Raw genomic sequence first — 23753 nt, 5'->3', positions numbered from 1 at the left:
AAATGTTTCTCTTCGATCTCAGTATTGCCCTATCAGTACCAATTCATGAAATAAAGCAATGGCCTATAACTATCATAGACCAGTACAAGGCATACAATCATTTACGCCATTTCACTAAGAATACTGATCATGAACTAACTGGATTCATCATAGAACTTTTGAGAAATCAGAACATAACTAAAAAGAGTGATTACAAAACGGCAAAACAAATGATGCCTTTCTTAAGTGGTGAGCTTCCAGACTATCTAAATGATCCTAGAATTTTGAAAATGAGAAGGCAGTTATCAACACCTAATTTACCAAAGCATGTAATAGATAAGTTCTTTGTTGATCTTCTTGAACACATACAAGACGAAATCGGGAAAGAAGATAAGGATCAATACTACATTGAGGAACTAATTAAGATTTACCAAGAACATAATAATAAGGAAGATGAATAATGGCGGGTGTGAATATACCAATTACTGCAAATGCTCTTAAGGCCAGTGCAGAAATTGAGCGATTTAGGAAGCAAAGCAACTCTGCTTTCAACAACATAGGGCAGGGTGCCCAGAAGATGGGGCAGGGGGTGGCTGCTGGGTTCAGTCATCCCCAGAGTGCGATACAGGGCTTTCTATCACGCCTTGGGCCAGTGGGTGGTGTTGCTGCTGGTGTGGGGATTGCCCTTGGTGGGATGACTGCCGCAGCATTGGCAGCGGGTAATGCCGTAATGGTGCCTCAGAAGCAGTTAGAGGCCATGGCTAAAACGTCCGGCCTCACTGTTGAGGCAATGAACCAACAGGCGATAGCGGCTCATACAGTGGGTGTATCGATGGAGCAATTGGGCGATATCCTCAAGGATGTGAACGACAAGACAGGGGATTATCTCAGTACTGGGGGCGGAGCCCTACAGGACTACCTCGACGTTATCCACGGTAAGATAAACCGTACTGCTGATGATTTCAGGGGCTTGGGTTCCATGGAAGTACTCAAGATGGTACAAGCAGACCTGGATCAAGTCGGTGCCTCCACAGCACAACAGACGTTCGTCCTTGAATCCCTTGCATCAGAGGCCAGCAAGTTAGGGCCGCTTCTCAGAATGAATGAGCAAGAGATCAAGAACATGTTAGATGGATATGCCGTTCAACGTGCCACTCTTTCCCAAGACACCATAAGCGATATTCAGAAGACACAAAGTAATATCGACATGCTGCAAAACAACTTCAATGCAGCCCTAGCCAATAGTTTTAGTGGTTTGATATCGCTCAGTTCTGAAATGAGTAAACGAGTCTCTGATCTGTTCTATGAGGTATCAGAGGGTGCTAAATCTAAGAACGTCGTCAGTTCATATGTGAATGATGGTACTGGGGTAAATGCAAAAAATGCGGGCGACATTATCAGCAATGCTGATGCAATCCGTCAGGGCATAATCTCCAAAAGCGTTAAAGATAACGATCCGGCTTTCACAGCTCAGCTAGAGGGACTATGGGAAAACGGCTTTGATGACTATGGCAAGTGGTTACGTGCTCAAGGTCAGGCCGCAGCAGCAGATGCCCTAGCGAAGTTTGATGCAGACCTAGCCAAGGCACAGGATTTCAAGAACGCCGAGACTATCAGCTCTAAGAGTACAGGCACAGCAGGAGCAGCCAAGGCCCCTGACACCTCAACCGCGACCGCCTCTATTGTTTCCCTCAAGAGCCTACAGGAGCAGCGTACCAGCCTCATGAAGGAGCAGGGACGCTTAGAGACGCAGTTACAGAACACTCAAGGCGAGGAATCACGCAAAGCCCTGGAAGGCCAGATAAGCAATCAGAAGGCCCTCCTAGAGACGAACGCCGAGAACATCAAGGCAGTGAATGCCAAGATCGCCGGATTCAATACAGAGGCTTACAGCAAGCGTCAGGCGGCATTGTCGAGCCTTGCAGCTACCGAACAGCAGATAGCTCAGTACGGGTATGAACAGCAGCTAGAAAAGCTCAAGAGCTACTTACAGGAAGGTTCCCTTACTCAATCAGAGTTCAATGAGGCAAAGCTCATTGCTGAACAAGCACTATCAGACAAGTTAGTTGATATCAAAAAGAAAGAACTTGATGAAAAGAGGAAGTTAGCCCAGCAGGAATACAATGATCGTGTTTCTCAGATGAACACCCTAAAGGACTTTTCCACAACACAAGAGGGTGTAGCTAACCAAGAGTTGCTAATCAAGAGGGCCGCAATTGAAGAGGCATTTAGATTAGATCAAGAGAAGGGTGAGTACAGTATTGTTACTGAACAGGACAAGAATAATAAACTTGCAGAGATTGATCGAGAATATGAACTTCAAAAAGTAGAACGTCAAAATGAACATATGGCCTCAAGAGAAGAAGCCCAAGTTCTGTACTATGAGCAAGAACGGGCATTACTTGAGGAACAACGTGCAAATGGTCTGATTTCCCAAGATGAATACAATACTCAGATACTAGATTCAGATAAGAGCCTAACATCAGCAAAACGTGATTTGGCTATGTCTCAGTTAGGAACTATTTCTGAACTGTTCAGGAACAGTGCTCAACTAGCTGAACAAGGTTCAAAGCAGGCGAAAATACTATTCGCCATGGAAAAGGCTAGTACCATTGCTTCTCTTGGGATTGAAATGTGGGAGAAGTGGGGCAAGGCTGAAAACTGGGGTGAGAAGGCAATGGTTATTGCTCAATACGGCGGTGCAATTGCTAGTGCTGGGGCGGTAACGCTAGGACAGTTCCACAGTGGGACAGATGAAGTATCAGAGACTGGATCATACATTTTGAAAGCAGGTGAGCGAGTGATTGCCCCTGAACAGAACAAAGATCTAACTTCATACCTATCGGATAAGAAAGGTTCAGGGGAGGGGATTGTAATCAACTCCGATCTAGTTGTTCAGGGTGATACCAGTATTAGCCCCGAGAAGTTCGATAGTATGTTAGCGAAACATCGAGATAGCCTATTGCAGTTCACCAACTTAGCCAGACGCGAACAGGGTATGTGATGTGCTTTTTCTTATCAGCGTTTTGAGGTAGTATCCATTTAGGACACAGCTAATTCATGGTGCTGATATGATGGATGTTGATAACGATAAGCAGTTCTTTAGGTACAAGTATATTCCATTTGGTGTCGATAAATTAAGTCTCAACATTATCACCAAAGGGACTATTAAGTTCACTTGCCCATTAGATTTTAATGATCCTTTCGACTGCCAGCCTTTGGTATCTACTGATCTTTTACATGAGACTAGAGGGTTCAAAAAAGCAGAGTTATTGTTATTGGAACAAAACTATAATTATTTTGAACTTAAATTAAAAAGAGATGAAATTATTAGTAAACTTAAACGCAGAATAAAATCTGGTGATTTCATATCCGAATTGCTTAAAGGTGTTGGTGTTTTAAGTTTAAGTCGTCAGTATGACAATGCTCTTATGTGGTCACATTACGCTGACTACCATAAAGGATTTGTAGTTGGGTTTAGATACTCGAAACCTGAAGACTTACAAGAGTATGTGGAAGATCCGATAGCTGAGAGTCTCATTCCATACAAAGTTGAGTATTCTAAAGATAAACCTGTATATACACTATCTTCCAACGATTTTGATATGTCAGTATTACTTACAAAAGATGACATTTGGAAATACGAAGCAGAAGAAAGGGCTTTTACTTGTGGTGAGAAGCCAGGGATTTATGAATATGACCGAGCTAAAAGACTTCATTGTGTCATTGCTGGAGCTAAAATTTCAAAAGATGATTTAACTTTATTAAAGAACGCAGTTCAACAGGCATCCAAAGAACTAGGTCGGAAGATAAAGTTTAAACAAGCTAAATTATCAGAAAAGACATATGACTTGGAATTTGTAGATATCAAGTATAAATATAAAAAATAATAATAATAAAGGAATATGATAATGATACAACGAGGGAAGTTAGACATAGAGATCTATCGCGGGGATAGTCAAGTACTAGAGTTCTATTATCTAAACATAGACAATCAAACAGGCGTAGAGAGCATTTACGACTTATCAACTGTCAATGTAAAAGCACAAGTTAGATACAATGCAGATTCAGATATTTGGCTGGATCTTGCACCGCAGATCGTGGATGCAAGTAAGGGACTCATAAGAATAGTTATTACTTCAAACATGAGTGCTAATGCTGCACCACCATCACAACCTAATGCACCAGTACAGGGGGTATGGGATATGCAGTTTGTCGATAAAACAAACAGTTCCATCGTCTTCACGACAGTTATGGGGAGCTTTAACGTTCACCGTGACATTACTAGGTGATAGGGTGTTAGAGATAACAAATTATAAGAACAAGAAAGGGGCCCATGATGGCCCCCTTCTTTTTACGTTCTGACTCTAGCGTGTGTTCAGTATTTGTACTGGTTAGGCTGCTTGAGCCTTTACCTTGGCGATGTAGTCGGCGAAGGTTTCTGCAATCTCAGCAGGTGAGGACTTGGACAGTGATTCTTTTGTGATCTTGTCCTTGGTGGCCTTACCTTCATTCATGCGGCTAACTTCTTGGAAGAAGTCATAGGTATCTGTTGCTTCACCCTCTTTGGGTTTGGCAACTGCACCTCTCTTACCAACGGTCACACTAACAACAGCACCTTTGAGATCCACAATTTTAGTGGTGATCATTTCTTTTTCAGTGCTGGGTTTAGTTCCTTTTTTATTTTTTGCATTTCCTCGACCCTTCTCTACGATAGAGAAGTCTGCACCATACCTTTCTCTAAGGTCGGCCAACTCAGCCAGCAACTGTTTCTTTTTATCATCAGCCTCTTTTTCTTTGAGGTGAGCTATGATTTTAACTGCTTGATTGATAAGCTCTTGGTATTCCTCAATCTTCTCTGGTATGCGTTTACTCTTATCAAAGAATACTGCATGAAGTTCTTTCTTAAGCTGTTCGGTATTGAGGGCCAAGAAATCTTTCTCATTGGTGTTAGTACCGTTGATAGTTTCATTGCTCATGATTCAGTTCCTTGTCAGTACAGAGGTTGAAGTTGTCTTACGGAACCTACAGTAACTACTACTAAAAGAATGATCAAGTACTATCTACAAACATATGTACTTTTCTAAGATACCTCTAAAACCTTGTTCTTTTTACTAGGTATCTGAACCCTATAGATACTCTCTGAACCTTATTGTTTTTGAAAGTATTCACTAGAGTAAATATTCTAAAGTAAAGTAATTTATCGTTTGTCTTGCAGTTTTCGGGCTGGCATTATGACTACACAGAAAGAGAAGGGCAGCAGAACAAGGAAGGGCAGGAGCGGCACTCGTTCTACCTGGACAGAGAATCATTAGTTAATGTAATCATGACTGTTATAAAGTTTCATTTTAAAATGCCTTCATTTGAGCCGCTTTTCTAATTCATTTTGATAAATAAAACTGATGGGAAAGAGTAAAAATAAAACTCTACCATCTATAATAGAAGTATCCTCCAAAAAAGATAGAGAGTGAATTTTCAGGTTCGTGACATTGCCTGGTTCCTTCTTCACTCTCACCAAAACTAGTTTAGTTTTATACCCCCTGTGCAATGCAGGGGTAATTTTCACTCTGAAAAATAGGAGGATTGTCGGGCATAAGGAAGCAATATGACAACAAAGAAAATCGGGCGGGCCGATGTTCGTCTCACACCTGCACAACAGGCATACCTTGAGAAGCAAGTACTAGATGGTAAGGCAAAGACAGTATCTGATGCAGTACAGCAACTCATAAACAAAGCAATGATTGGCCTGTAATCACTAAACAACAGGCACAAAAAAGGGCAGCCTAAGCTACCCAATGTTGTGTACAAAGTACCATAAATCAAAACCAACAATGTATTTATGGTTTTCATGTGCACGTAAGTAAACATAAACAAGAGGTAATGAAAAAGGGTGCAGGAAGCACACCTGAGTTACAGTAGTAAGGAAACTATAATAATGAAATTAGGATATAACAGTGGAAGTTGTGGAAGTGGCAAGACCTCAGCAGTATTCAAGATAATCAATGAAGTTCTAAAGATTAAACAACATAACTTCATCATTGTTCAAGGTACAAAGATACTCATTAATAGTTCAGTGCAGACATTGCAAACAGTATATGGTATCTCAGCAACTGCAATATACAGTACTGGATTACCAGATGATAACGTAATGGATAGGGTCACTGATTACATCAAAGCACCAACAAGTAATGTTTTGTTCATCACCGACAAGATATTTTGGAGACTTAACCCATCAGTACTAAAGAACTTTACTGTATATGTTGATGATGTAACAACTTCTCTTGAGTTTGATAAAATCAATGATATAAGTCCATACCTCAAGCAATCAGCAAGATATGAGGTCTTTGATGATATCACTAGCTTCAATAGTTCATATGAGTATGTAACTGCAACGTCAAAAGAACAAGATGGTGATATACTTATTGAAGTGAGGAAGAAATTCAAAGTAACAGAACAAAATGATAAGTTCTTTATGAATCGCTCATGGTTCGATGATGAGAAGGTTGATCAATTACGTATCCTTGCCTATAAGGATCTAACTAAGTATCTAGGTCTAGATATCACGTTCATGGCAAATGATTTTGAGAATACTCTAATCTATCTTGCCAACAAGGATATCTTTGAGAAAGTAGAACTAGAACTACGAAAAAGGAAAGTACCATATCAAGATAGAATTGTTGTTAAGTATTTTAGTAATTCGAAGTTAACTACCTCATATAAGAACAAGAACCAAGATAAACTAAAGGCAGTGTATGACTATCTCAACAAAGAATTAAATGGTAAGAAGTTCTATTGGACGAATAATAATAAGGATGGAGATCAGTATTCTCTCGTTGGTGATTACATCAGCCCCAATAGTAGGGGACTAAATGAATATCAAGATTATAGTGCTTGTGTGTGGCTTGCATCTATGCATCCCGATGACTCAGAGATAAAGAGTCTTGAATATCTTTTTGGAATTACTCGGGAACAAGTACTACAAGCACGAGAATATGAAATGCTTCACCAGTTCATAATGCGTGGGTGTGTTCGTAAGTATGATAGTGCTGATACACAAGTTATCTATGTATTTGATGAACGCCAAGCAAAGAGTCTTGTTGCAAATCCAGAGTATATTGATATTGGAATTGATGATGATGTTGTTGTGAAGAAGAACGGAAGACCACCTAAAGCGAATGCATTAGATGCAAATAGGAGAAAACAAGTAAGTAGATGTTTAAAAACTAATCCATCGCTACCTGAGTTTTTGAAGTGGATGGATGATATTGGTGCAACTGCAATAGAGAGAGGTGAGTTAATGAAGAGGTTTGAGAAGAAACAAAACAAGGGCACTTAGTTGTGCCTTTTCTTGAAATACCCAATGCGACAGACACCATTATGGATATCCTTGGTAAAGATCCAAAGTGTCACAAAAAGGGGTATATAATACTATAAAGGGGTTTTTGTGACATTTTTAGAGATGTGAAAATCACCCTTGTGCAGTATTGATTGTACTTTTTGTACTTTTTGTACTTTGATAGTTCCATGAGTAGTACTTTAGCGAGTGCTTCCACAGCCGAGCGACCCTATGACTTATGAACGGAGTGAGTTAGTCATCCAACAAGCAAGGCGTAGCCGAAGTGCGGCAGTTACTACAGAAGAAGATACCCAGTTAACTATTAAGAAGTAGTGAATCACTTATACAGTATTCATTACTTGTATTCATATATTGAATATCGAGATATCGCATTCGCTCTATCTCTCTAGTTCTCAGCAATCCGAGCAAGTCGGATTACTTCAAACACAAACTTTGTTTGTCGTTAATTGTAGATCACTTAAATTATGATCCCAAAGATAGACTGACTCACAATGGTGTCTGTCGCATAGCCATTAGTACTATCACATTTATAAAGAGCAACTAGTTGCGAAAAGCAGTAAGTGAACTGCTTGCAGGAACGAAACGGCTTGAGTGTTTAAGGACGAGTTCGCGAGTCCTTAAACTTGTAAATCTATAAACAAAACTATAAGGAAAACATACTATGAGTAAAAAGCAACAATACAATAAGGCAATGGCAGATGTGAAGTTTGCAGAGAAAATGGCAATTGAGCATTACCAGTACGAACGTATGGATGATTATGCCGCACGCGATGCCACGTTAAAAATGCTCAATCACCACCATGGTAGGGGAACTATGCGGCACATTGGAAACACTTTTAAAGTTCATGCAGGGAAGTATATTAACTTCTCAGTATCCTCTGATAATGAAGTAGTGATGACAGTTATGGAATCAACAGATTCTATCTGTAAGCACGGTAATAGGATTTGTTTTTGTGGTGAGTGGAGTATCTCATCTAGGGTCATGACTCGGATCTAAGCAACAGCTCATCTATGCCGAAGTTCATCTTCATGATGCCGCCATGCAACCTGTGTTGGTGAGGATGGGTTAGTACTGTCTGACAAAGAGAAGCTATCACTACTGTATTCATCTTCTTCAACTACATCGCTTTCATTCATCTTGAAATCTTTCTCAAGGTTTTCACTAATACTAGACATAGGAGCACTATCAACAGTAATCCCATGTTCAAAATACTGTGCCTTCAAGTTGCTTGATATTTTCGACAATGAACCTATAAGGAACAATATACCAACACCAAAAAAGAATACTGAATAGAAGCCTAACAGCATTACAGCGATAGATAGTAAGTAGTACTTCGCTGCTCTATCACTGGTGTAACCGTAGTGTTGATCAATCTCACTCTTACTCAGCATCGTGAAGACTCCAAGACGATATTGGGCCGATGATATCAGAAACTGGCAACAGTGATAAATCAAAAATAATTATCAAAACACCCTCTATTTGACCCCATTTAGAGAACCTAAACACTAAATACATATGTAGAGAACAATCTTTGTTCTCTTTTCAAAAACCTCAATTAGGAAACCCTAGCTAAACAAGAACCAGCTACAACATACAAGGATGTATAACTATGAAAGCTACAATCGTTATCAATGGATTAGAAACTAACTATACCATCGACAAGAACACGCAGGAGGTTCAGAACATAACAACAGGCTTAGTCCTAAAGCAGAACTATGCCAACAACGGGTATCTAAAAGTCACGCTATGTCTTCCAAACAAAGAGCAACACACGATCAGTGTTCATCGTTTGATGGCTATGCACTTTATTCCAAAACCTGATGATAGTAATAACTACGTCGTCGATCATAAGAACGGAATAAAAACTGATAACAGTTATTCAAACCTTCAGTGGATCACGCAGTCCCAGAATTGTCAGAAAGCAAACAGACCATCTGCATACACCCGCTTAGATTGTGAATTGAAGGACAAGTTAAACGAGCTGTATCAATCCGGCAGTAAAGGTAAAGAACTATCAGAGCAGTACGGAATACCCCTCAGTACTATCTACACAATTTGTAATCGTAAGAAGTATAAGTAATTAACTATAAGGAAAAAATAAAATGTCAAAACTACTAATCACAATCGCAGCGGCACTGTTCATCAGTGCCTGTACCCCAGAACCAAAGCAACCTTATGAGTGCTTCAACCTAGAGCAACCTGAAAGCGAATGGCGTTGTACATACCAAGGAACGCCGCTAACCCTAGAGGAACAGGCGAGTTTCAACCTCAACATCAAGAACGGTATGAAGGGACGGGCAGCAGAATGAAGACACAAGAAATCCATGTTGCGTTCAACTGTCTAGATGAAACTACTCATCTAAGCCGCTCATCCACGATAGAAGGCATTCAGCGACCAGACCAACCCCATGACATTCAGTTAGTGAGAATCATCTTTGAGGATGGTTACATGCTTCAAATTGACGATGAAATGACGGTCATACAAAAAGGGGAATTCAAGATTACCTATCTTAACAGTGAACCAACCAACCTTGTGATCCATGGTGACTGTAAGAGCCAAGAGCCCGCAGGGTATGACGGGGATGTGATGGATCTACTTTCACAGTACAAGTGTCCCATCAGTGCAACTGACCTAGTGATGATGCGTTCTGCAAGAATGAAAGTAATAGTTCACCTTAAACCTATAGCGTGATCACGGGTTCGGATCAAAATGATCTTGACAGTATCGCAAGGATCCGTTTAGATCCCCGATCATCAATAACAACAAAGGTAAAAGCAAGGATGAAACCCCATATCAAGGTGAGTCTAAAAGTTCTTTTCTTTATCGGATGGACAGGGTTAGCAGCGATTGCCGGAGGTGTTCATACCTTTGAAGATATCCGGCAAAAGCAGATAGAAGGGGACTATCTCGGAACCCGTTCTTTGAACTGCTTCTATCTTGATCTTCCCAGAGTGTTTTGGAGTTGTAATCTCAAGAACAAGAAACTTCGGAACTTTGAAATGACTGAGTTGTTAGGGATGATAGATAAGAGTGGATTTGATAGTGATCTTAAAGAAACTGTTTCTATCATGCGATTTGAACTGTCCAAGTACAATGATGCAACAGAAGATGTTCCAGTGAAGGACTTCTTTAGATAAAACTTTAAAACAGCCCTGAACCTAAACATTCAGGGCTTTTTCATATCTACAACGCCAAGAGATATAGGATCTGATACTTAAATATAAACGATATCAAAGATAGGGATGCTATAAAATATGGTAATGATATATCTAGGTACTCAGGCTGTCTAAACATCGCATTTTTTTGGTGTTCAAACTCAATCTTTAATAGTTCGTATAAATCTCTTTTTTTCCAGTTCTCATCGAATCGATTAAGGTTGATATTTTCTATTGTTACTTCGTAACCATGATTGCAGTCATAAGTTATACCTCTCTTTAGGATTCCATTTATTATGTACTTTGGTTCTATTTTGTATTTTTCAAAATCATGGCCTTCAATACTATGTGAACACAAATCATTCTTGAACTTGCTTAACAGTCCGTGAGGAATATAATCATTTGATTCTTCACCATCAAAGTAATAAACAAATACCCTTCTATCTTGAACCATTTCGTTAGCCCAAACATCGTACAGGTAAGCGTGATACTTGAAAGCTAATGAGTAGTACCTAATAATTAGAACAATCACACCAAAGAACACCATCCAACCAAATGCAGCAGAATTTGAGAAATCAATTTTGAATATGAAGGTATTGGCTTCTTTGAGTTGTGCGTCTGATAGGCTCATTGCCATTAACAAAACACTTATTGCAATCAATTGTTTTCTTTTAGACTGGAATTCACTATCATTCTTCATTTGATCCTTTATTGACGAATTATCTTCCATCTCGTATTCCTTGATGACTAAAGCTGATTGATGAAAATTCTACCATATACCATAGTTAACTGTACCGATTTAAAATTCCTAGGTACATAGTTTTTTATAAATTCATAAATACCTCATACAAGAATTACAAACGAGGTATTCAATGCAAACAATTTCAGTTAATGACTGGTTCATATCAGATGTAGAACTAACTCAAGAAACACCAGTTTTTTATTCAGAAAGTATCAACCAAAAAGGTAATGCCATCGGCACAGGACTTCACAGAATCCTATGCAAATTCACGATCACAACCGAAACAGCAGCAGATACAAAACTACTACAAGCATTACTACTAAACATTCGTGGACAACTATCACCTTTTGAGCTAGACCTAGGTTCAGTCTATGGATGGTTCAACCCACTAACAACCCCAAATGCAACGAATGTTATAAACACTGCTCAAGTATTACAGGGCTCAACAACTATGACCCTGAACAATACTACCATCCCAGAAGGTTCATACTTCCAGTTTACAAACGATACGAAACTCTATGTTGTAACTACTAAATCCGGCAGTAACTACAATTTCTTTCCCGCTGCACGTTTCACGACTGCCGCAACATCAAGAATCAACTTCAGTAATCCTAGATTACGCCTCAGACTGGATAGTAACTCTTTCAGTATGAAGATGGGTAGAGCCGAATCAATCACGCTATCTGCCAAAGAGGTATTATAAGAATGAATATAGCAAGTACAGTATCAATCGATCTAAGAATTCTTCCAGAGGTTAATCAGATCGTCAGATGGACTACCGCACCACTAGATCTAAAAGATAGTAATGGTGATTTATATCTAAGTTACGGCTCATTACTCGCAATAGACAAGGTGACTATAGATAACACAATCAAGGGAAAACCCCTGACACTCACGCTGACGGGCTTGGACACCTCAGTATTGAATCTAATGCAAAGTATTAGTATCAACAGGGTGAGGGTAACGATCCAGCGAGTATTCTTTGATGATTCCTCAAACAACATAATTTCCAAAGAAGTGTACTTCAAAGGGTTTGGAACAGCACCAGAACAGCAAGTTAATTACAGCAATAAAACCCCCTATGTAGCTCTGCAAATGGAATGCTACAGCATCTTTGATTTAGATAAGAAACCTTCACTGATGAGAGCCAATCAACAAACTCACCAGTTCTATAACTCAACAGATGAGTTTTTCAAATATGCAAACATAGACCAAGACGATGATGTAATGTGGAAAAAATAGTAATGGATATAGAACTAAACAAAGGAAACTTATGTGACCGTCTAATCACAAAATACAGGGGCCAGGAACGCATCCCTAGCAAGCTATGTTGCTTCACACTACTTATTGAATGGATATCGACCCCAGAGGCACAAAACGCATTACAGCTCATCTCAGGACGTTTCAAGACGGTTAGGGGAGCTAAGAAGGTTTTACCTGAACTACTTCAACACAAAGACCTAGAAAGCTTCATGGCTGCAAATGGTGTTGAATCGATTGATCCAAACTTCATCCAAGAAGGGGATCTGTTGGTAGTCAGTGGATACCATACCTTGATCTATCACAGTGGGTATCTCTTTGGTGTTCTCGATTCTGGGACATTCGATTATGTGCAGTTCAGTACTGTTACCAGCAGCAACAAGGATCTAAAGGCATTCAGAAAGTTAAATTAATAAAAGAATAATAAGGAAGTTTTTTCAATGGGCTTAGAAATTTCAGCCATCGCGGCCATTGTTTCGGCTGCTATTAGTGCCGTATCACTCGCAATATCTTTAACAGCAAAACAACCAAGCATGGATCAGCAAGATTATGGCGTAGGTATAGATCGGAGAGGGCAAGATAACCCAATCTTGATCCCCTTCGGTGATTGTCTGCTTCCATGTGCTCAGGTTTACAACAACGTCAATAACTTCAATACAAACTACTTAGCACAGTTGTTCTGCATTGGGCTTGGTGAAGTCAAGAGTATCAATCAGATCTATATTAATGGTGTTCCGTACTTCAATAACACTCTCCCGCAAACGATTGGATGGCACACATACAGTACTAGTGCGAACTTCCCTAACGTCTCAGTGGGCCTAAAGAAGGGATTAGCAACTGAAACCGCAATGTTCAGTCAGATAATTCAAAACTCTGATGGTGAAGTATCAGCGAACTTTAGAGGTGATGGTATTGCCAGTTTATCACTACTTGCTGAACGATGGGTTTCAACAGGTGGTGATAATGAGCTCCGATTTATCAACCCCAAGAACAAAGTAGAAGCATTAGTAAGTGGGATCGCAGTAATTGATCCCAGAACAGATCCAAACTGCCTAGGTCGTGATGATAAATCTAAGCGAGTGTGGGGTAGTAGTTATACCAATCCAGCATGTTGTATTTTGAGTTATCTTTTAGACCCAGTTTGGGGCATGGGATTAGAGGTTGAAGATGTAGATATTACCTCTTTCATTCTATTAGCGAACTACTGCGATAACAAACTACTTAAGTTTAATGGATTCGTAAATCAAGATTCCACATTCGGAGAAATCCTAAAGGACTTTGCAGCAAGTTTTGATGGGGAAATCTACTTAGAAAGTGGACTTGTGAAAGTACGACCTATTGATGTTACTGCCTCGCTAGTACATCTTAATGAATCCAATATGCATTCTGAAATTCGTGTTCTTAACAAGGGTGGGGAAGACTATGCAAACACAATAATTGTTGAGTACCTGAATAAAGATTCTAACTATTCCCAAGACAAGTACGTAATTCCTAAGAATCAAAAGACTGATCCAGTAATCCAAAAAGATGGATACATAAAAGAGAAGACTTTGAAGTTACCATTCTTAGTCGATGGTTCAGCAGGGGATTATGCAAAAGTAAAATGGTTCGCCAATAGAGCTTACAAACGAGCCCAACTACAGAAGAAGTCAATCAGTTTCAAAATTGATAATACAGTAACAAAACTAAAACTTGGTGATGTGGTTGAGATCAGTAACGTCATGTTCAACATGGATCATAAGAAATTTAGAGTCGTTTCCATCAAAAGTTCCATGGATGAGAAGATACTGATTTCTGATATTGAGGCTGTTGAATATCTCCCAGAAGTTTTTGATACATCTGATTACCAAAGTGGTGGAAGTTCTGGTTCACTCCCTGATCCATCCCTGATCATTAATCCACCAAATAACTTAGTGTTCACTCAGAATACTGGAACAGTACAGGGACATGGTGTTCTTACTTGGAGCAGTCAATACAAAGGTGAACAACGAAATGAAGTTCAATACCGAAAGACAGGTTCCACCACATGGGTTAGCTATCAAACTGTATCGGCAGAATCAGTAACTATTACCAATCTCCAAGCTGGTACTAACTACGATTTCAGAGTTAGGACAATGGCCGCTGTTGGCTATTCACGGTTCACTGAACTACTAAACCAACGAATTGCAAAGGTTCTTACTTTACCTGCTGTTACTGGTTTAACTGGGGACTTCACAGGCAAGGATGCAATCATCAGATGGAATCCAGTTAAGGGAGCTATCCCGAATCTTGGAAATCCGGTTGCTGGCCATACAGACCTATCAGAACTTGTTAGTTACTATCAGGTACAAATTGCACATACCACAGTAGGGAACATAAAGAGCAATCACGTAGTAACTGACCCCAGTTTCACTTACACACTTGAACAAAACCGAAAGGACGGACTATCACGTAATGTATGGGTCATTGTGACGCCTGTAAGCATTTTTGCAGACGTTGGGGCATCGGTACAGGTGAATCTATATAACGAGCCCATGAGTCAACCAGCGAGCGTACAGGCACGTTCAGAACTTATCAATTTAACCATCGAATGGCTAAACCCCTCAGAGACTGTGAAGGATTATGAAGCGACTGATATTTGGGTAACTCAAAGTAAGATTATCCCCCCAACAAGTGCAGAGTATGTCTCAAGTTCTTCTGTAGGATGGTGGACTTCTGTACTTGGTGGTAAGGCACCTAAAAGCGGTTACGCATGGATTGCCCATCGCGATTACTACGGCCATCCCAGTTCAGGGCCAGTGTATTCTATACCTGTTTGGTACTCTCAAACCTCAATAGATGAACTTTTAAGTGATAGTCCATCTTTCCAAGAGGTGGAACAGAACTTGGATGCAGCGAAGAAGGAACTAGCAGAGCAGGGCGGCGAGATAACAGAACTTCAAGATAAGGTAGCCTTACAAGAAACCGCAATTACAAGTAATAAAACATTAATTGAAACCACTAACACTAAGTTGGCTCAAGTTGATAGTACTGTTCAAGCTCAAGGTGTGACTATCACAGAACAAAGCCAAGCTATCAGTACTGTTGGTGGAACGGTATCTGGATTACGCACAATAAAACTAGACGTAAATGGCAAGGTGTCGGGTTTGCAGTTAGGAAATGATGGAACCACTAGTACTGTAGATTTCTTAACTGATGTATTCAGAATTAGTTCTAGTGCTGGAACTGCTAGCGTCTTCGAAGTTAGAAACGGCAAGACAATGATTAAGTCATTACTTGTGGGAGATATCACCGCATCACAGATTTCCGCAGATGCAATCAATGGCAACCACATTGCCGCGAACAGTATTGTTCAGGCTGGCTCAGGAAGCTCCAGTGTCACCCTGAACGGTTCAGATCCAACGTGGAGAATCTACGCAGGTTCAGTAACCGCCGCTAGTGCACCTTTCCGTGTAACCGGTTCTGGTACTGTCTACATGGATAACGCCGTGGTTTCAGGCCAAGTGAATGCTACATCAGGCACGTTTAGTAACTCACTTACTGTGAATGCACGGCTCAATATGACAGGTGGTTATCTCGATGGCAGAGCAGGACAAGATACCCTGAACTTCAATTCAGGAAGAACCCGAATAGATGCCAATGGAACCTTTTACTGCAACGACGCCGTGATACGTGGGACGCTACAGGTACAGGATCTTGTTGGCGACATAACAGAGGTGTTCACTGGTACAGGAACATCTATCAGTATTGGAAGCAGTACTAGACCTAGAAACATCATTCAGGTGATTGAGAAATATGTTTGCTTCTGCTCAGTCGCAGCAGGGCCAGGGGTTTTAGGTGTACGATTCCAAGCTCTTCTGAATGGGGCTGTTATCGGTGAAAGTGTAACAACAGCTAGTACCACGAATGGTACAAACAACTATGCATTATCAGTCTATCTAACGGATATAGTTGGTACTTGTCCTGCTAATACTGTTGGCACACTGACTTTTAGAGTTATTGCGTATAATAGTAACACCTCTGCGATAAACAATATTTCGTATTCAGGTACGCATGGCTGGTTGACGGCTGTGAAGTAACCATAAAACAAAAGCCCCTCATGGGGCTTTTTTCTTTTCTTCAAGTTTTATGCAACTTTCATTATTAACTGCATATGTTGTACTAGAGAAGCGAGAGCTTAGTCTATGTAGCTTGTCACATTCAACATAGCCACTAGCTCTTTGCTGCATCACTTCCTTCAAAGCAAAAGATAGAAGGGGAGCTATTATCACACAACTTACTAAAATTCCTTTCCTTAGGAATGATGCTGATGGCTTCCTCTTTAGAATCTCAACTATACAATAGAAAATTATAACTAAGCTGGACAGGAAGCCAGAGAATATGGCCCAATAGTTCAGAATTCCATTTATAACATATATGTCTTGCTGAGTGCCAAAAGCTTTTTTTAGTATATCCCATCCAAAGAATACACAAACGAAAACTATAATGCTGAAGAAAAGCACCCTTATATAATTCACTCTAGAACCTCTTTAATTTTTCCATTGAGAGATTTTGTATATCCGTACTGCTCATCAAGATAGTCTAAAAGCTGGCCTGTCAGGAATGAAGAAAATGCAAATACAAAGCCAGTAGCAATAACACCAGCAGTAGCAGGAACCATCACAACGGCGAGGCCAGCAACTCCTAGGCTGATTAGTCCCTTTGTAAGATCCCCAGATGTATTACCGACAAATTCAGCAAGGGTAGCATCATCACGCATGATGAAGTCAACCGCATTCACAGCAGTTGCAAACACAATCTCTACGCCGACATTGACCTTTGCATATCGAACTGCCCCCTTCACATCATTGATACCAATGCCTGCTTGAACCACCTTAGGGTTGCTGGCCTTCCACTTGTTCCCCTTCATCAAGGTTTGAGCATGGCGGCGATAGTTCTTGATGATCACATAGTCAACGCCTTTGATGTTCTTCGTATAGGCCATCACGCCCATACCACCAAGCCCCCTTGCCGTTTCAACAGTAGTTTTGAGGCCGTCATAGAGGCCATGGTAAGAGTTGATCTTACCGATGGTATCTTTACCGCCAGCCTCATCGTATAGGTTGTGTAGCAGCTCGTTTGCTTCTTCTAGGGTCAGTACTGCAAAGTCATTAGGTGGCGTCACGTATACGACTTCAAGATACTTACCCTGGGCAAAGTCATAAGGCGGCCAGTACGCATTTTTAGCGGGGATCTCTACTGGTGCGGCAGGTTGTGGGGCCATTGCCATTGTCCGGGCTACTGGGGCTTGATCCCCGACAATGACAGTTCCTGAACCGATAATCACACCGCCACAATCCACGGCACCACCAGTGATAGCCAGAGGCTTGCCATTCACGAGCACAGTTGATGAGCCAGAAGCGATAGTACGGGGATGAGGGGGGTTATTTGGCTTGTCATGAGGGGCTAGGGGATCACCGACACGAGCGGCGGGGATACCGTCAATGAACACATCAGGCGAACCCGCTGTAATGGCCGTGGGATGGAACCCGTCATGGTCTGTACCAATGTCTCCGATCTTAGCTGCGTTCTTACTCAAAACAACAATTCCTTGTGCATCGTGTGGTAAATGGAGGACACCCTACCACACTGCACCGATTGAGACCATTAACAGAAGCTGATTAGATTGACAGATTATTCTTAGCCATATCAATTGCTAGAGTGCCTGCTTTCTCAAACATTTCTAACCACAGTTCAAGGGCAATCTTATCTTCGTCCCTTAGCTCTGCTCCAGTTATAAGCAGCTTCCCTGTTTTTATATCAATGCTACCTGCATCAAAATAGAAAACCCCATCATTAGTAATACAGGTTTTGCTCACCATATCTTTTTTCTTGATGTCAAAAATCAGAAGGTGGCTGACATAGTCCGTGTAATACTTAATCCAGCACTGAACCAAGTTGCCATCACGAACAATAGCTATTTGTTTTATAACCTTTCTTAACGCAACATTGGTATCTTGTCTGAGGTGTGTATTAGCCTGATCATGAACTAACTCTAAGTCAGGGTTAAAAGCAACATTACCATCACTACTACTAGCCATTAGACCATTTAACTCTGATACTAAGTCATTCAGAATGCCCTTGTTCTTTTTGATTATTCGAATAATTCTAACTTCAAGGTCATCATCTTCTAAATCAATTAGTTCTTTGTTGAGTTCGCTGATCTTACTTTCAACATCTGCTATCTTCATGCGACATTCATTGATAGTATCAGTAGTGTCATTCTCTCTGGTGTAGATTGCAGACCAGTTCAATTCTTTGATGTGCTTTAAGATGGATGTTTCAAACTGATAGTAGTTCACCCCCACATTTATACACGTTTTTTCAGAGCGACGACCAAGGCAGCTATAGAAAGATGTTCCCCGCCCATTGGTGCAAACAATAAATTGATTTCCACATACACCACAAAAACTAATCCCGTTAAACAAGTTTCTCATTAACTTGGTTGTTTTGGGTTTCTGTTTTCCATGTTTGGTTGGGTTAATCTTACTTTGGACTCGGTTAAACAGTTCTGGATCCACAACAACTGGAAATGCATTATCAACAGTAATTAAATTGTTATTGAATGATTCTCTTTGTTTGTTTTGTTCTTCTTCGCTTTTACTTGTATCAACAATCCTTTGTTTTCCAATAACCATCTTTCCAGTAAGACGCTCATCTTTTAGTACTTTGTGAAGTGTAAGGGTGTTCCAAGGTTTGCCATTGTTTAGTTTACCCTCATCATTCAATCGACGGACAATTGCAGAGCTTCCATGACCATCTAGGTACTGCTGATGAATTGAAAGTAATATCGCTGCTTGCTCAGTATCGAGTATGTACTTACCGTCTTGTACCGTTAACCACCTCGGGCAAATCTTAACGCTCGCCTTACCCTCATCCCTCAACTTAGTAATTCTGTTCGCCCAAGTCTTTTGACCCATATTGGACTTACGTTTGGACTCGTTATGAGCCCGTGAAATACTCATGTTCAGGATTGAGTTTGACTCAGGTATCCGGTCAGAGAAGCATGTACCTGACTCAACTTCGATGATATCTATCCCATGGGTGATCAGGGTGGTGAGTTTATGTGCAGCTCTGTAGTTAGATAGGCGGGTCAATCGGTCGATGTTCTCAACTATCAAGACACCACGAGTAATACGTTTGTTGATCACATCATCGTAGAACCTGCCAAGGTTGCTATCTGGTTTCCAGTTGTTACCCCTGAAAGCTGACTTACCTATGTCAGATTCAAGAATCTCGTAATCGTTCGGGTCGAGTTGGTAGCCCAAGCGGCTATCGAGTACTGCATTCTCTAAAAAGTCTGTTACAGTCTGAATCTGTCGGTCGATGCCAAACCCTTGCACTTGTTGAAGGCTGCTGATGCGGGTGTAAAGGTATGATTTCATTAGCGATAGTCCTACTGATGATATGTCTTAAATCATATCACAGTTACAACTGACCGGTATTGCGCCGTCGTGATCCGTATATTGCCGGGATCACGGCACAGGAAGTCTTGTCCACGGAGAGTGATATGAAGGTTTATGAGCTAAGGCGTGCCCCCAATGCCCGTCGCGTCAGGATGTTCCTGGCGGAGAAGGGTATCGAGATGACCTATCAGCAGGTCGATCTGGGGGCCGGGGAGAACCTGGGCCCTGACTTTCTGGCAAAGAATCCGGCCGGGCGTATTCCCGTGCTGGAACTCGACGATGGCACCTATCTCAGTGAAACCCTCGCCATCTGCCGCTATTTTGAAGAGCTTTATCCCGAACCCAACCTGTTTGGCAGCACACCCCTGGAGCGGGCCACCATAGAGATGTGGAGCCGCTTCATCGAGTTCAACCTCTGGCTGCCGACCGGCATGGCCTTTCGCCATATCACGGGTTTTTACAAGGACAGGGAGACCCCCTTCCCCGAGTGGGGGGAGGAGTGCAAGAAGAACGCCATGCTCTGGTTCGACAAGCTCGATGCCAGGCTGGCAGAGGTGCCCTATGTCGCTGGCGAACGCTTCACCATCGCCGATATCCTGGCCCTGTGCACCATCGACTTTGGCAAGGTGGTGGAGCTGCGTATCGCACCCGGCCAGGTTCATTTGCAGGCCTGGCATGAGCGGGTCAGTGCCCGCCCCAGTGCCCAGGCCTGACTGCCCTATTCCCACCAAGAGTCCGTTTCCATGAAAAGGAGTCCAAGATGATCGATCTCTATACCGCCGCCACCCCCAATGGCTTCAAGGTCACCATAGCGCTGGAAGAACTGGGATTGCCGTACCGAGTGATCCCGCTGGATCTGTCGGCACTGGATCAGAAGCAGCCCGATTTCCTGGCCATCAACCCCAATGGTCGCATCCCGGCCATCGTCGATCGGGACAACGATGACTTCGCCGTGTTCGAATCCGGCGCCATCCTCATCTATCTGGCCGAAAAGGCGGGCAAGTTGCTGCCCCAGGATCCCAAGCGTCGCTCCCAGGCCCTGCAGTGGCTGATGTTCCAGATGGGAGGGGTCGGTCCCATGATGGGGCAGGCCAATGTCTTTTATCGCTACTTCCCGGAGAAGATCCCCGCCGCCATCGAACGCTACCAGAAAGAGGGGCGCCGTCTGTTCGAGGTGTTGGACGGCCATCTGGCCCATCACGAATACTTGGCGGACGAGTACAGTATCGCCGACATCGCCACCTGGCCCTGGGTGCGGATCCACGAGTGGAGCGGCATCTCCATCGAGGGGTTGACTCATCTGCAGGCCTGGATGGATCGCATGGGCGCAAGACCCGCTTGCCAGAAGGGCATCAACATCCCCCCGCGCAAGGAGGAGACCCCGGAAGAGGCGGCCAAGCGGGTACAGTCGATGATGACTCGCTAGACGAGGGTGAGGGCTTTCTCCGGTTGACGGAGAAAAGGCAACACTGAAACAGACCGGGCGGCGCCTTGTGAGGGGCCGCCCGGTCTGTTTTGTTTGGTCAGGCGCTATGTCAAGAGAGCTGCTGCCAGCGCCCATCGGCGGCATGGCTGGCCAGGCTGGCTTCGATGAAGCGCATCCCCGCCACCCCATCCTCGACCGTGGTGAGCGCCAGACTCTCGGGGGGAGGCGGGAGCCCGCTCTCAAGGGCGCGGATCTGCAGGGCCGCGTCCGTGTAGAGCTGGGCGAAGGCCTCCAGATAGCCCTCGGGATGACCGGCGGGCACCCGGCTGGCGTGCTGGGCCGCCGGGCTCGTCACCCGGCCCCGGGTCAGCCGCTGGCTGGTGCCGCCGGTCGGGGTCAGCCAGAGCTCGTTCGGCGCCTCCTGGCGAAAGACCAGGCTGGCCTTGCTGCCATAGAGGCGGATCTGCAGCCGGTTCTCCTCGCCGCTGGCGACCTGGCTCGCGTTGAGCGACCCGCGCATCCCATCCGGATAGCGCAGCCAGATCTGCAGATGGTCATCCACCAAGCGCCCCGGCACGAAACTGTGCAACTGGGCGGCGAGTTCGTTCGGCAACTGCCCGCTGATAAAGGTCGCCAGCTGGTAGGCGTGGGTGCCGATGTCGCCGAGGCAACCCGCCCGCCCGGCGCGGGCGGGATCCCCGCGCCAGTCCGCCTGCTTGTTCTGGCCGGGGGGGATGGGGTTGGCGAGCCAGTCCTGCAGGTACTCCACCTGCAGATAGCGCAGCTCCCCAAGGGCCCCGGCGGCGACCAGCTCGCGGGCGTGGCGCACCATGGGGTAGCCCGAATAGGTGTGGGTGAGGGTGAACAGCCGCCGCTGCTGGCGGGCGAGGCGGGCGAGTTCTTCCCCCTCGGCCAGGGTCAGCGCCAGCGGCTTGTCGCAGATGACGTGGATCCCGGCTTGCAGGAAGGCGCGCGCCACTGGGGCGTGCAGGTGGTTCGGGGTGGTGATGGCCACCACCTCGATGCCGTCGGCTCTGGCCGCCTCCGCCTGGGCCATGCGGGCGAAATCCTCGTAAGCACGGGTCGGATCCAGCCCGAGGGCGAGGGCGCTCGCCCGGGCGTTGGCGGGGTCGGCGGAGAGAGCGGCGGCGAGCAGCTCATAGTGATCGTCCATACGGGCGGCCAGCCGATGGACGGCGCCGATGAAGGCCCCCTGGCCGCCCCCCACCATGCCCAGACGCAGTCGTCTCGTCATGAGGTTTCTCCTCCCTTGCCGGTGGGGGCTGTGAGTCCGAGCAGGTTTCGCAGCGCCGCTGGTGCCAGGCCGCTGCCGGCGAAATCATCGAAGGGGTGTTCGGCGACCCGGATGATATGGCGGCGGATGAAGTCGGCCCCCTCGGCGGCACCGTCTTCCGGATGCTTGAGGGCGCATTCCCACTCCAGCACCGCCCAGCCGGGGTAGTCGTACTGGGCGAGCTTGCTGAAGATGGCGCCGAAGTCTATCTGGCCATCTCCCAGGGAGCGAAAACGTCCCGCCCGTCCCAGCCAGGGGGCGTAGCCGCCGTAGACGCCCTGGCGCCCCGAGGGTCTGAATTCGGCATCCTTCACGTGGAAGGCGCGCACCCGCTCGTGATAGAGGTCGAGGAAGGCGAGGTAATCGAGCTGCTGCAGCAGCATGTGGCTGGGATCGTAGAGCACGTTAACCCGGGGATGCTCGCCGGTGGCGTCGAGGAAGCGCTCGAAGGTCGCACCGTCGAACAGATCCTCTCCCGGGTGCAGCTCATAACAGAGGTCCACCCCGGCTTCGTCGAAGGCGTGGAGCAGCGGTAGCCAGCGGCGGGCGAGCTCGGCGAAGGCCTCCTCGACGAGCCCGGCGGGGCGCTGGGGCCAGGGGTAGAGATAGGGCCAGGCGAGGGCACCGGAGAAGGTGACATGGGCACTGAGGCCGAGCCGCCTGGAGGCGATGGCAGCGGCCTTGAGCTGATCGGCGGCCCACCGGGTGCGGGCGGCGGGATTGCCGCGCACCGCCGGGGGGGCGAAGCCGTCGAACAGGCTGTCATAGGCGGGGTGGACCGCCAGCAGCTGGCCCTGTAGATGGGTGGAGAGCTCGGTGATGACCAGCCCCCGCTCGGCCAGCAGACCGCTGATGTCGTCGCAATAATCCTGGCTGGCTGCCGCCTGGGTCAGATCGAACAGGCGCGAGTCCGTCGGCAGTTGCAGGCCGCGAAAGCCGAGGCTGGCGGCCCAGTCCGCCAGGCCGGTGAGGGTATCGAATGGCGGCTTGTCCCCCATGAACTGGGCGAGGAAGAGAGCCGGTCCCTTGATGGTCTTCATGGACACTCCTGCATCAAAGCGTGGTGTAAGGGATGAACTGACCGCCACTTGGCGACCGGCGGGGCCGGTCGCCA

General features: G+C 44.6%; 23 protein-coding genes and 1 pseudogene. 17 read left to right on the top strand and 7 right to left on the bottom strand.

All coding sequences use genetic code 11. The features are described from left to right. Window positions 1–2: 2 nt before the first annotated feature. From ABNP46_RS12540 to ABNP46_RS12525, 4 genes are all read left to right on the top strand, one after another. Window positions 3–440: a hypothetical protein gene (locus tag ABNP46_RS12540; RefSeq protein WP_349918190.1), complete on the top strand. Its 438-nt coding sequence runs from the start codon at window positions 3–5 to the stop codon at window positions 438–440. Next, window positions 440–2983, top strand: coding sequence for a hypothetical protein (locus tag ABNP46_RS12535; protein WP_349918188.1), 2544 nt, complete (start codon window positions 440–442; stop codon window positions 2981–2983). Before ABNP46_RS12540 ends, ABNP46_RS12535 begins: the two co-directional genes overlap by 1 nt. Window positions 2984–3050: 67 nt before the next feature. Further along, window positions 3051–3869, top strand: coding sequence for a DUF2971 domain-containing protein (locus ABNP46_RS12530; protein WP_349918186.1), 819 nt, complete (start codon window positions 3051–3053; stop codon window positions 3867–3869). A 21-nt stretch (window positions 3870–3890) separates the two neighbouring features. Then, entirely contained in the window at window positions 3891–4271 is a 381-nt protein-coding gene (locus ABNP46_RS12525) for a hypothetical protein (RefSeq protein WP_349918184.1), read from the top strand. Between the two features lie 102 nt (window positions 4272–4373). Here ABNP46_RS12525 and ABNP46_RS12520 read toward each other — a convergent pair whose 3' ends face one another. Then, complete coding sequence (locus ABNP46_RS12520) at window positions 4374–4958, bottom strand: hypothetical protein (protein WP_349918183.1); 585 nt, start codon at window positions 4956–4958, stop codon at window positions 4374–4376. A 626-nt stretch (window positions 4959–5584) separates the two neighbouring features. On the opposite strand from ABNP46_RS12520, the gene ABNP46_RS12515 reads away from it, so the two are divergent. The 3 genes from ABNP46_RS12515 (at window position 5585) to ABNP46_RS12505 (ending at window position 8333) form a co-directional block, all read left to right on the top strand. Further along, on the top strand, window positions 5585–5731 hold the full coding sequence (locus tag ABNP46_RS12515) for a hypothetical protein (RefSeq protein WP_349918181.1): 147 nt from the start codon (window positions 5585–5587) through the stop codon (window positions 5729–5731). A gap of 183 nt (window positions 5732–5914) precedes the next feature. Then, window positions 5915–7315, top strand: a complete 1401-nt coding sequence (locus ABNP46_RS12510; protein ID WP_349918180.1) for a hypothetical protein — start codon at window positions 5915–5917, stop codon at window positions 7313–7315. 682 nt (window positions 7316–7997) lie between these two features. Continuing rightward, a complete protein-coding gene (locus ABNP46_RS12505; RefSeq protein ID WP_349918178.1) occupies window positions 7998–8333 on the top strand; it encodes a hypothetical protein in 336 nt (111 codons plus the stop codon). A gap of 8 nt (window positions 8334–8341) precedes the next feature. Here ABNP46_RS12505 and ABNP46_RS12500 read toward each other — a convergent pair whose 3' ends face one another. After that, window positions 8342–8728: a hypothetical protein gene (locus ABNP46_RS12500; protein ID WP_349918177.1), complete on the bottom strand. Its 387-nt coding sequence runs from the start codon at window positions 8726–8728 to the stop codon at window positions 8342–8344. 218 nt (window positions 8729–8946) lie between these two features. On the opposite strand from ABNP46_RS12500, the gene ABNP46_RS12495 reads away from it, so the two are divergent. From ABNP46_RS12495 to ABNP46_RS12480, 4 genes are all read left to right on the top strand, one after another. Further along, window positions 8947–9417: an HNH endonuclease signature motif containing protein gene (locus ABNP46_RS12495; RefSeq protein ID WP_349918175.1), complete on the top strand. Its 471-nt coding sequence runs from the start codon at window positions 8947–8949 to the stop codon at window positions 9415–9417. A gap of 22 nt (window positions 9418–9439) precedes the next feature. Further along, a complete protein-coding gene (locus ABNP46_RS12490) occupies window positions 9440–9646 on the top strand; it encodes a hypothetical protein (protein ID WP_349918174.1) in 207 nt (68 codons plus the stop codon). Next, window positions 9643–10029 carry a hypothetical protein gene (locus ABNP46_RS12485; protein WP_349918172.1) on the top strand — a complete coding sequence of 129 codons (387 nt, stop codon included), beginning with the start codon at window positions 9643–9645 and terminating at the stop codon, window positions 10027–10029. Before ABNP46_RS12490 ends, ABNP46_RS12485 begins: the two co-directional genes overlap by 4 nt. An 89-nt stretch (window positions 10030–10118) precedes the next feature. Beyond that, complete coding sequence (locus ABNP46_RS12480) at window positions 10119–10475, top strand: hypothetical protein (protein ID WP_349918170.1); 357 nt, start codon at window positions 10119–10121, stop codon at window positions 10473–10475. 46 nt (window positions 10476–10521) lie between these two features. Here the strand turns inward: ABNP46_RS12480 and ABNP46_RS12475 are convergent, their stop codons facing one another. Further along, window positions 10522–11223 carry a hypothetical protein gene (locus ABNP46_RS12475; RefSeq protein ID WP_349918169.1) on the bottom strand — a complete coding sequence of 234 codons (702 nt, stop codon included), beginning with the start codon at window positions 11221–11223 and terminating at the stop codon, window positions 10522–10524. 142 nt (window positions 11224–11365) lie between these two features. Between ABNP46_RS12475 and ABNP46_RS12470 the strand changes: the two genes are divergently transcribed. The 4 genes from ABNP46_RS12470 to ABNP46_RS12455 are packed head-to-tail and all read left to right on the top strand — an operon-like array spanning window position 11366 to window position 16553. Continuing rightward, window positions 11366–11938 carry a hypothetical protein gene (locus ABNP46_RS12470; RefSeq protein WP_349918167.1) on the top strand — a complete coding sequence of 191 codons (573 nt, stop codon included), beginning with the start codon at window positions 11366–11368 and terminating at the stop codon, window positions 11936–11938. A gap of 2 nt (window positions 11939–11940) precedes the next feature. After that, entirely contained in the window at window positions 11941–12477 is a 537-nt protein-coding gene (locus ABNP46_RS12465; protein WP_349918165.1) for a hypothetical protein, read from the top strand. A 2-nt stretch (window positions 12478–12479) separates the two neighbouring features. Next, window positions 12480–12908: a DUF6950 family protein gene (locus tag ABNP46_RS12460; RefSeq protein ID WP_349918163.1), complete on the top strand. Its 429-nt coding sequence runs from the start codon at window positions 12480–12482 to the stop codon at window positions 12906–12908. A gap of 27 nt (window positions 12909–12935) precedes the next feature. Beyond that, on the top strand, window positions 12936–16553 hold the full coding sequence (locus ABNP46_RS12455) for a fibronectin type III domain-containing protein (protein ID WP_349918161.1): 3618 nt from the start codon (window positions 12936–12938) through the stop codon (window positions 16551–16553). 1226 nt (window positions 16554–17779) lie between these two features. Here ABNP46_RS12455 and ABNP46_RS12450 read toward each other — a convergent pair. Together ABNP46_RS12450 and ABNP46_RS12445 are read right to left on the bottom strand one after the other, a co-directional pair. Continuing rightward, window positions 17780–18052: pseudogene (locus tag ABNP46_RS12450) on the bottom strand (type VI secretion system PAAR protein); the annotation flags it as partial. Between the two features lie 82 nt (window positions 18053–18134). Continuing rightward, on the bottom strand, window positions 18135–19898 hold the full coding sequence (locus ABNP46_RS12445) for a recombinase family protein (protein ID WP_349918159.1): 1764 nt from the start codon (window positions 19896–19898) through the stop codon (window positions 18135–18137). A gap of 125 nt (window positions 19899–20023) precedes the next feature. Here ABNP46_RS12445 and ABNP46_RS12440 point away from each other — a divergent pair, with 125 nt between their 5' ends. Next, the gene (locus ABNP46_RS12440) at window positions 20024–20632 is read left to right on the top strand and encodes a glutathione S-transferase family protein (protein WP_349918157.1); all 609 of its coding nucleotides are present in this window, start codon (window positions 20024–20026) and stop codon (window positions 20630–20632) included. Window positions 20633–20679: 47 nt separating this feature from the next. Continuing rightward, complete coding sequence (locus ABNP46_RS12435) at window positions 20680–21345, top strand: glutathione S-transferase family protein (RefSeq protein ID WP_349918156.1); 666 nt, start codon at window positions 20680–20682, stop codon at window positions 21343–21345. 109 nt (window positions 21346–21454) lie between these two features. On the opposite strand, the gene ABNP46_RS12430 is transcribed toward ABNP46_RS12435, so the two are convergent. Both ABNP46_RS12430 and ABNP46_RS12425 read right to left on the bottom strand, forming a co-directional pair. After that, window positions 21455–22600, bottom strand: a complete 1146-nt coding sequence (locus ABNP46_RS12430; RefSeq protein ID WP_349918154.1) for a Gfo/Idh/MocA family protein — start codon at window positions 22598–22600, stop codon at window positions 21455–21457. Continuing rightward, window positions 22597–23679 carry a sugar phosphate isomerase/epimerase family protein gene (locus ABNP46_RS12425; protein WP_349918153.1) on the bottom strand — a complete coding sequence of 361 codons (1083 nt, stop codon included), beginning with the start codon at window positions 23677–23679 and terminating at the stop codon, window positions 22597–22599. The genes ABNP46_RS12430 and ABNP46_RS12425 overlap by 4 nt, the downstream gene beginning before the upstream one ends. Between the last annotated feature and the right edge of the window lie 74 nt (window positions 23680–23753).

The organism is Aeromonas veronii, assembly GCF_040215105.1.
In the GTDB taxonomy this organism is placed as follows: Bacteria; Pseudomonadota; Gammaproteobacteria; order Enterobacterales; family Aeromonadaceae; genus Aeromonas; species Aeromonas veronii_G.
This window is presented reverse-complemented; position numbering and strand designations above follow the sequence as displayed.

What these genes read in the sequence shown, in the direction of transcription:
- ABNP46_RS12540 (WP_349918190.1), top strand. Translation starts at nt 3, where the DNA reads ATGTTTCTCTTCGATCTCAGTATTGCCCTATCAGTACCAATTCATGAA.
- ABNP46_RS12470 (WP_349918167.1), top strand. Translation starts at nt 11,366, where the DNA reads ATGCAAACAATTTCAGTTAATGACTGGTTCATATCAGATGTAGAACTA.
- ABNP46_RS12535 (WP_349918188.1), top strand. Translation starts at nt 440, where the DNA reads ATGGCGGGTGTGAATATACCAATTACTGCAAATGCTCTTAAGGCCAGT.
- ABNP46_RS12490 (WP_349918174.1), top strand. Translation starts at nt 9,440, where the DNA reads ATGTCAAAACTACTAATCACAATCGCAGCGGCACTGTTCATCAGTGCC.
- ABNP46_RS12515 (WP_349918181.1), top strand. Translation starts at nt 5,585, where the DNA reads ATGACAACAAAGAAAATCGGGCGGGCCGATGTTCGTCTCACACCTGCA.
- ABNP46_RS12460 (WP_349918163.1), top strand. Translation starts at nt 12,480, where the DNA reads ATGGATATAGAACTAAACAAAGGAAACTTATGTGACCGTCTAATCACA.
- ABNP46_RS12510 (WP_349918180.1), top strand. Translation starts at nt 5,915, where the DNA reads ATGAAATTAGGATATAACAGTGGAAGTTGTGGAAGTGGCAAGACCTCA.
- ABNP46_RS12495 (WP_349918175.1), top strand. Translation starts at nt 8,947, where the DNA reads ATGAAAGCTACAATCGTTATCAATGGATTAGAAACTAACTATACCATC.
- ABNP46_RS12530 (WP_349918186.1), top strand. Translation starts at nt 3,051, where the DNA reads ATGATGGATGTTGATAACGATAAGCAGTTCTTTAGGTACAAGTATATT.
- ABNP46_RS12505 (WP_349918178.1), top strand. Translation starts at nt 7,998, where the DNA reads ATGAGTAAAAAGCAACAATACAATAAGGCAATGGCAGATGTGAAGTTT.
- ABNP46_RS12440 (WP_349918157.1), top strand. Translation starts at nt 20,024, where the DNA reads ATGAAGGTTTATGAGCTAAGGCGTGCCCCCAATGCCCGTCGCGTCAGG.
- ABNP46_RS12480 (WP_349918170.1), top strand. Translation starts at nt 10,119, where the DNA reads ATGAAACCCCATATCAAGGTGAGTCTAAAAGTTCTTTTCTTTATCGGA.
- ABNP46_RS12425 (WP_349918153.1), bottom strand. Translation starts at nt 23,679, where the DNA reads ATGAAGACCATCAAGGGACCGGCTCTCTTCCTCGCCCAGTTCATGGGG.
- ABNP46_RS12520 (WP_349918183.1), bottom strand. Translation starts at nt 4,958, where the DNA reads ATGAGCAATGAAACTATCAACGGTACTAACACCAATGAGAAAGATTTC.
- ABNP46_RS12435 (WP_349918156.1), top strand. Translation starts at nt 20,680, where the DNA reads ATGATCGATCTCTATACCGCCGCCACCCCCAATGGCTTCAAGGTCACC.
- ABNP46_RS12525 (WP_349918184.1), top strand. Translation starts at nt 3,891, where the DNA reads ATGATACAACGAGGGAAGTTAGACATAGAGATCTATCGCGGGGATAGT.
- ABNP46_RS12475 (WP_349918169.1), bottom strand. Translation starts at nt 11,223, where the DNA reads ATGGAAGATAATTCGTCAATAAAGGATCAAATGAAGAATGATAGTGAA.
- ABNP46_RS12430 (WP_349918154.1), bottom strand. Translation starts at nt 22,600, where the DNA reads ATGACGAGACGACTGCGTCTGGGCATGGTGGGGGGCGGCCAGGGGGCC.
- ABNP46_RS12445 (WP_349918159.1), bottom strand. Translation starts at nt 19,898, where the DNA reads ATGAAATCATACCTTTACACCCGCATCAGCAGCCTTCAACAAGTGCAA.
- ABNP46_RS12500 (WP_349918177.1), bottom strand. Translation starts at nt 8,728, where the DNA reads ATGCTGAGTAAGAGTGAGATTGATCAACACTACGGTTACACCAGTGAT.
- ABNP46_RS12485 (WP_349918172.1), top strand. Translation starts at nt 9,643, where the DNA reads ATGAAGACACAAGAAATCCATGTTGCGTTCAACTGTCTAGATGAAACT.
- ABNP46_RS12455 (WP_349918161.1), top strand. Translation starts at nt 12,936, where the DNA reads ATGGGCTTAGAAATTTCAGCCATCGCGGCCATTGTTTCGGCTGCTATT.
- ABNP46_RS12465 (WP_349918165.1), top strand. Translation starts at nt 11,941, where the DNA reads ATGAATATAGCAAGTACAGTATCAATCGATCTAAGAATTCTTCCAGAG.